At 42.8% G+C, this 6181-nt stretch carries 8 protein-coding genes; 6 read left to right on the top strand and 2 right to left on the bottom strand.

Features of this window, described 5'->3' with window-relative positions:
- Positions 1-108 precede the first annotated feature (108 nt).
- The 5 genes from EG2_RS16310 (at position 109) to EG2_RS16330 (ending at position 4337) form a co-directional block, all read left to right on the top strand.
- Entirely contained in the window at positions 109-1032 is a 924-nt protein-coding gene (locus EG2_RS16310) for a phosphate/phosphite/phosphonate ABC transporter substrate-binding protein (protein ID WP_060815424.1), read from the top strand.
- 173 nt (positions 1033-1205) lie between these two features.
- Entirely contained in the window at positions 1206-1997 is a 792-nt protein-coding gene (phnC, locus tag EG2_RS16315) for a phosphonate ABC transporter ATP-binding protein (protein WP_003129303.1), read from the top strand.
- Positions 1969-2748, top strand: a complete 780-nt coding sequence (phnE, locus tag EG2_RS16320; RefSeq protein ID WP_060815425.1) for a phosphonate ABC transporter, permease protein PhnE — start codon at positions 1969-1971, stop codon at positions 2746-2748. The genes phnC and phnE (EG2_RS16320) overlap by 29 nt, the downstream gene beginning before the upstream one ends.
- Positions 2745-3527 carry a phosphonate ABC transporter, permease protein PhnE gene (phnE, locus tag EG2_RS16325; protein WP_003129305.1) on the top strand — a complete coding sequence of 261 codons (783 nt, stop codon included), beginning with the start codon at positions 2745-2747 and terminating at the stop codon, positions 3525-3527. Before phnE (EG2_RS16320) ends, phnE (EG2_RS16325) begins: the two co-directional genes overlap by 4 nt.
- Before the next feature lie 3 nt (positions 3528-3530).
- Positions 3531-4337 carry a metallophosphoesterase family protein gene (locus tag EG2_RS16330; RefSeq protein WP_003129306.1) on the top strand — a complete coding sequence of 269 codons (807 nt, stop codon included), beginning with the start codon at positions 3531-3533 and terminating at the stop codon, positions 4335-4337.
- 221 nt (positions 4338-4558) lie between these two features.
- Here EG2_RS16330 and EG2_RS16335 read toward each other — a convergent pair whose 3' ends face one another.
- Together EG2_RS16335 and EG2_RS16340 are read right to left on the bottom strand one after the other, a co-directional pair.
- Entirely contained in the window at positions 4559-5023 is a 465-nt protein-coding gene (locus EG2_RS16335) for an ImmA/IrrE family metallo-endopeptidase (protein WP_005469920.1), read from the bottom strand.
- A 5-nt stretch (positions 5024-5028) separates the two neighbouring features.
- Positions 5029-5361: a helix-turn-helix domain-containing protein gene (locus EG2_RS16340; RefSeq protein ID WP_060815426.1), complete on the bottom strand. Its 333-nt coding sequence runs from the start codon at positions 5359-5361 to the stop codon at positions 5029-5031.
- Between the two features lie 171 nt (positions 5362-5532).
- On the opposite strand from EG2_RS16340, the gene EG2_RS16345 reads away from it, so the two are divergent.
- Positions 5533-5865, top strand: a complete 333-nt coding sequence (locus EG2_RS16345; RefSeq protein WP_060815427.1) for a hypothetical protein — start codon at positions 5533-5535, stop codon at positions 5863-5865.
- Positions 5866-6181 lie beyond the last annotated feature (316 nt).

Consider the following 6181-nt stretch of genomic DNA (forward strand, 5'->3'; position numbering starts at 1 on the left):
GTAAAATGTATGTAAAAATAAGGTAAAATAGGACATGTGTCACTTCTTAATCTGAAGTTATTTGGTATGATTTACACGTAGTAGAAAACATTCACAGGAGGAATAAAAATGCGTTTCAAACAGGTTGCTAAAGGGATCATGGGAGTTATGTTGGCTGTTGCTTTAACTGGCTGTGCCAGTGGCAATTCAAAACAAGAGGATGCAGCAAAAGAAAAATTAGTGGTGCAGTTCGTACCGACCAACAACGATGGGACGATGGAAGCAAAAGCAAAACCTTTCTCTGAATATTTATCAAAGAAGCTAGATCGTCAGGTGGATGTGACCTTGGCTACGGATTACTCAACGATCGTTGAAGCAATGGCTTCTGGTCAAGTAGATATCGGGATCATGCCGCCAGCTGCCTATGTCCAAGCAAAAGATATGGACGCTGCTGAAGCCATTTTGACTTCGCAATTAGGGGATTATGATCAAGAAACGGGGTTGCCGTTAGAAGGTCAATTGACAAACACTTTCAAAGGGGAGATCTTAGTTCGTGCAGACAGCGGATTGAATGAATTGACTGATTTGAAAGGCAAGAAGATCGCTACTTTAAGTCCTAACTCAGCTAGTGGGTACATCTATCCAGTTGCTGAAATGAAAGATGCCGGAGTAGATCCTACCACCGAAGCGACTTTGACAACAGTCAATGATATTCCAAGTGAGATCACAGCAGTCTTGAATGGTCAAATGGATGCTGCGTTTGTTTTCGAAGGTGCGCGAAATGTCTTTGCTTCTAGCTTTGCAGACAATGATTTGTTTAAAGAGCTCAAAGTACTTTATCTGACCGAAGGGGATATTCCTAACGATGCTATTGCGGTCCAACCAAAAATGGACGATGCCTTGAAAAAAGAAATCAAAGATGTTTTCTTGAACATGAAAGATGACGAAGAAGGCGCAGAAGCGATGTCATTGTGGGGACATCAAGGATATGAAGAAGCAGCTGATTCTGCTTATGATACGATCCGTGAATATACCGAAAAAGCAGCCGAGTAAAACAATGGGCTGCGACAAGGAATAACAGAAAAATGATTGGACGAAGGGTGCAGATCTTTTTGCGAGGGCGGCTGATATAGTGAAAACGAGAGCGATCCCACCAAAGTATCCCTTCGTCTCTCATTCTTTTGGTATGATCCGTGTCACAATGCTTATAAAGATGGGGAAGAAGTATGATAATTTTCGAAAATGTGTCCAAAGTATACCCAAACGGGGTCAAAGGACTACAAAACATTAATTTGACGATCGAAGAGGGAGAATTTGTCTCAATCATCGGTCTGAGTGGGGCAGGGAAAAGCACCTTATTGCGCTCGATCAATCGTTTAGTGCCGATCACTGAAGGGGATATCCGCATTAATGAGACCTCGATCACTAAGGCAAGCAAGAAAGAATTACGATTGATCCGTCGTCAAATCGGATTGATCTCTCAAAGTTTCAATTTAGTCAAACGCAGTACCGTTCAAAAGAACGTCCTATCTGGACGTTTAGGGTATTATTCAACTTGGAAAAGTATTTTAGGATTATTTACAAAAGAAGACTATCAACGAACAAAAGAAGCACTAGCCACGGTTGGTCTGTTGGATAAGCTGCAGACCCGCAGCGATCAGTTGAGTGGCGGTCAGCAGCAAAGGGTCTCAATAGCAAGAGCGCTTGTTCAGCAAGCACCGATTATTCTAGCAGATGAGCCAGTAGCTTCATTAGACCCGATCACGACAGAGAAAGTCATGCAGGACTTGAAAAAAATCAATCAAGAAATGAAAAAAACAGTGATCGTCAACCTCCACTCTGTTCCGCTAGCACGGTCTTACTCCACACGAGTCATTGCTTTGAAAGCGGGAACGGTTGTTTTTGATGGTGTGCCGGAAGCATTGACAGATGAACGGCTGGAACAGATTTATGGCAAGGCGATTTTTGAAGAAAAGGCAGGAGAAACCCATGAAATTGAAAGAGACCGTTCACTTTAAGTGGTACAAGAACCTGCTGATCTTGCTCTTCTTAATTCTTTGCTTTCAAAGCAGTGCATGGATCACAGGGGCTGACTTTGCGCAAGTCTGGTCAAATTCCAACCAAGTAACGGCATTCTTTGCACGTTTCTTGCATCCGGATTTTAGCTATTTACCGAAATTAGTCTCGCCAATGCTTAAAACATTGGAAATGTCTTTAGTTGGAACGGTCATCGGTGTCTGTCTAGCGATCCCGGTCAGTTTCTTGGCTACGACAGTCATTACTGAAAATCGCTGGCTTTCGACGATCTTTCGCTTTTTATTGGGCTTGATTCGGACGATTCCTAACCTATTATTGGCTGCATTGTTTGTTGCTATCTTTGGGATTGGAGAAGCAACAGGGGTCCTGACGATTGCTGTCTTTACATTTGGGATGGTCTCTCAGTTGATGTTCCAAGCAATTGAAACAATCGATTTTGGTCCGATCGAAGCTGCTGCGGCGGTCGGGGCCAGCAAATTGCAGATTGCAGTCTGGTCAGTAGCTCCTCAAGTCATCAGTCAGTTTGCCAGCTATACCTTTTATGTATTTGAGGTCAATGTTCGTGCTTCGACAGTCCTAGGTTATGTAGGGGCTGGGGGGATCGGCGTCATTTTGAATTCGTCTTTGGCATTGCTGAAATATGAACGAGTTTCCATCATTATTTTGACGATTTTAGTCACTGTGGCCATCGTTGACCAATTAAGTGAACGAGTAAGGAGGTCCTTTCTATGATGATTCGTGAAGTGAGTAAAAAAACGTGGCTCCTATGGGGACTATTCGTAGTCCTGTTCCTGTTGTCTGCAATGGACTTAGACTATTCGGGATTAAGCACTTTTTCACTGGCAATGGGCAGAGATGTGTTGAAAGGACTGAGTCAGCCAGACTGGTCATTTTTCTATGACGGCAGCGGGGAAGATTTATTTAGTCTGCTGTTATTAACGATCGGCATCGCTTGCTTGGGAACCATGATCGCCACGGTTTTAGCCATTCCCATCACATTGCTGAGTGCGGCCAATCTCTGGTCAGCAACTCCTTGGGTCGCTAAAATCGGTAAATTTATTTGCAACGTCTTGCGGGCGTTTCCAGAACTGGTCTATGCGATCATTTTTGTTAAAGTCGTTGGTCCAGGACCTTTTGCCGGTGTGATGGCAATCGGTGTCCATCAAATCGGAATGTTAGGCAAGTTGTTTACGGAAGAGATGGAAGCGATGGATGAACGGCTGACCGAAGAGATGCAGGCGGTGGGTGCAAATTTCTGGCAAACAATGTTTTTTGTACGTGTCCCTTATTTGATGCCGATCTATAGTTCCTTTGCGTTGAATCATTTTGAGATCGCTGTGCGTAGTGCGGCAACACTAGGCTTAGTTGGTGCAGGCGGAATCGGTGCACCATTGATTTTTGCGATCCAAACACGTACGTGGAGTAAAGTTAGTATTATTTTGATCGGTGTAGTGATCACCGTCTTTGCTTTAGACCAAATAACAGGAATCATAAGAAAGAAATTGAGATAAAAGATGAATTTATTGCATATATCAGATATACATTTTCGCAGACAATACCCAGACTGCCAAGAGGGTTATCAAGGCATGTTGGCGGCCATGCAGAATCCATTGATTCCATTAACAGAATGTCTTCGCCATGCCCAGCAACGAGCAACGATTGACCTAGTCGTTATCAGTGGGGATTTGACGGAGGATGGAGACGTGGAAGACTATCGTTACTTGAAAGAACAACTGCATAGGCTGCTAGGCGATGTCGAAATAATCGTTACTTTAGGCAATCATGACATCAAAAGCAATTTCCACATAGGCTGGTGCGGTACAGCGGCCTCCGAGTCGCCATATAATCAAGTAAAATGTTATTCAGATATGGCGATTGTTGCCTTTGATAATTCCCGCTATGGAGCTTCTGATGGCGTTGTCGATGAACAACAATTCCACTGGCTGCAACAGACGTTAGCGGAATTAAAAAATCTGCCGATCGTCTTAGTGACCCATCATCATTTACTGGCACATCAAAGTACGACACCGGTGTGGCCCGGTACGGATCGTTTGTTGGACTTGCTGTCCTCCTATAACATTCGCTGTATCCTCAATGGTCACACGCATCATTCCTTTACCGGTGAGATCCAAGGGATTCCTTACTATACTGTCGCCAGTATGTCTTTTGTGGGAGAAGATGAAGGTCAAGGCATCGTGCGCTTCGAAGAACGATATGGCTATAATTTGTATCGTTTTGAATCCGGTAAATTGATTCATCAAACTTCTGAGAATTATTTGCCAAATCGACTGCTGAAAGTTGTAGATATGACCCAAGAATAGAAAACGGCCTTGTGCATCAATCGAAATAATCAGAAATCAACGGTACATCCGCGCGCCACTGATGAGTAGCGAATGTACCGTAAAGCTTTTAATGAGCGCTCTGTTTATGAACGTGACGGCACAGTGCCGTTTTTTGTTATTTAAGAAATAGTAAAGCTGTAGAATCGTATCAAGAAGTGTCTTCACTGATCCAAATATTGCCCAACGCTCACAGCTAGTAACTAAAAGGTTTTGATCACCTCAATGGTTCCATCTAAGTGAAACAGCAACGTATACTGATTGTCTGTCTTGATTCCGTCAAAGCGTCGGGCATAGTAACAGACCGCATCTTTGAGCGTTCGCGTCGTTACCCCTAAAAAAGAGGCGCATTCTAGTAACGTTTTGCAGCCCTCTTCAAAGCAGGCGATGATATCGTAAGGTGTGACAACGATTGCTGCACCAATGTCACGTGCCTTACGTTCCTGTTTACGCTTTTCATTGGTATCTTGTGCAGTGATGTCTCCTGCACTTGTTAAATAGTGTCCGATTTCTTCACCCATGGTCCCTAACAAGTCTGCTTTCGATTGTTTTGGATTCAGATAAATATGATCATCGATATATAAGCCTTGTTGACCTTCTGGCATATTTTTATCAAAAATAAAATGCAGATCTGGGTATGCAGCCATTAGTTCTTCAACTTTATCCATATACATCAATCCTTTTGGGCATGCCGCTGTTTTATAAAGTCGATATAATTCAGAATGTCTTCCATTTGTTCATCGGTTACATTTTCATCAATATGGGCAGCTACTGTTTGCATCCGCTTAGAAGGTTGGGTGAAGTTGTCTATGGCATGTCGTCCTAACAAATAGTCTGTGGAGACATGGAATAATTCAGCTAATTTCACGATCGTTTCACCATCAGGCTCGTTTCGATCGTTTTCAAAATGCGAATAGGCGGCCCGGGTGATTCCTAGATGGTCAGCAATCTGTTGCTGCGTTTGATTCATTCCTATCCGCAGTGCTTTTAATCGTTCACCAAGCATGGTGATCCCCCCTTTTCGATCAGTATACCACAATTAGATACGAAGTGTATCTAATTTGATTGAATAAAGATATGCAATGTATCTTTTTAGTTGACGATATGAATCGTATCGAATATACTCCAATTAGTTGATACATTTTGTATCAAAAAGAGAATGAGAGAGGGGTTATCTATGGATACAACAGTTGCCGCAGTCGTTTTACCTTCCTTGATTACCGGTGTTCTAACCTACTTTGCTACTCGGGTGTCGAGCAAAGCAAACTTAGAGCAGACCAATATAGAAAATGCCAAGATCTTATATGAAAAGTATGAAAAGCTCAATCTCGAACTAGAAACAAAAGTGGATGAGCTGGAAGCTAGCGTAAGTGCCGCTCGGAGAGCCCACCAAGAAGAGATCATTATCTATCAGGCAGAACTAGCAAAAGCCCGTAATGAGCAGGAGCGTTTAGCCGCAGAGAACCGCCAACTGAAAGAGACAGCTGTTCAGAATCAGCAAAAGGGATGAATGATATAGATGAGAGAGGCTTGGACTCGTTCCTAGGAAAGACAGGGGATAAAGTGAAGGAGAGGAAAGCATTTTACTAAGAATATGCAGAACTAGCCCACTTCACTAATAAAGAGAAGTAAACTAGTAACCGGTTAAAGATATTCTGAAACAGTAGTAAAGTAAATGATTATGAGGAAAAGCTATCCATAAACGAGGAGCACGTTGCAGTCTTTACTATGGGATGGATGAGTTCAGGGGTGTTTTTTCTTGATTGACCAAATTATTGCATTGATTATGGCGTCAATCTTTATAGGACTGGTACTAGAACTTATTT

The organism is Enterococcus gallinarum NBRC 100675, assembly GCF_001544275.1.
GTDB classification, from domain to species: Bacteria; Bacillota; Bacilli; order Lactobacillales; family Enterococcaceae; genus Enterococcus_D; species Enterococcus_D gallinarum.

Coding starts and splice junctions, on each gene's coding strand:
- EG2_RS16310 (WP_060815424.1), top strand. CDS start 109: ATGCGTTTCAAACAGGTTGCTAAAGGGATCATGGGAGTTATGTTGGCT.
- phnC (WP_003129303.1), top strand. CDS start 1,206: ATGATAATTTTCGAAAATGTGTCCAAAGTATACCCAAACGGGGTCAAA.
- phnE (WP_060815425.1), top strand. CDS start 1,969: ATGAAATTGAAAGAGACCGTTCACTTTAAGTGGTACAAGAACCTGCTG.
- phnE (WP_003129305.1), top strand. CDS start 2,745: ATGATGATTCGTGAAGTGAGTAAAAAAACGTGGCTCCTATGGGGACTA.
- EG2_RS16330 (WP_003129306.1), top strand. CDS start 3,531: ATGAATTTATTGCATATATCAGATATACATTTTCGCAGACAATACCCA.
- EG2_RS16335 (WP_005469920.1), bottom strand. CDS start 5,023: ATGGATAAAGTTGAAGAACTAATGGCTGCATACCCAGATCTGCATTTT.
- EG2_RS16340 (WP_060815426.1), bottom strand. CDS start 5,361: ATGCTTGGTGAACGATTAAAAGCACTGCGGATAGGAATGAATCAAACG.
- EG2_RS16345 (WP_060815427.1), top strand. CDS start 5,533: ATGGATACAACAGTTGCCGCAGTCGTTTTACCTTCCTTGATTACCGGT.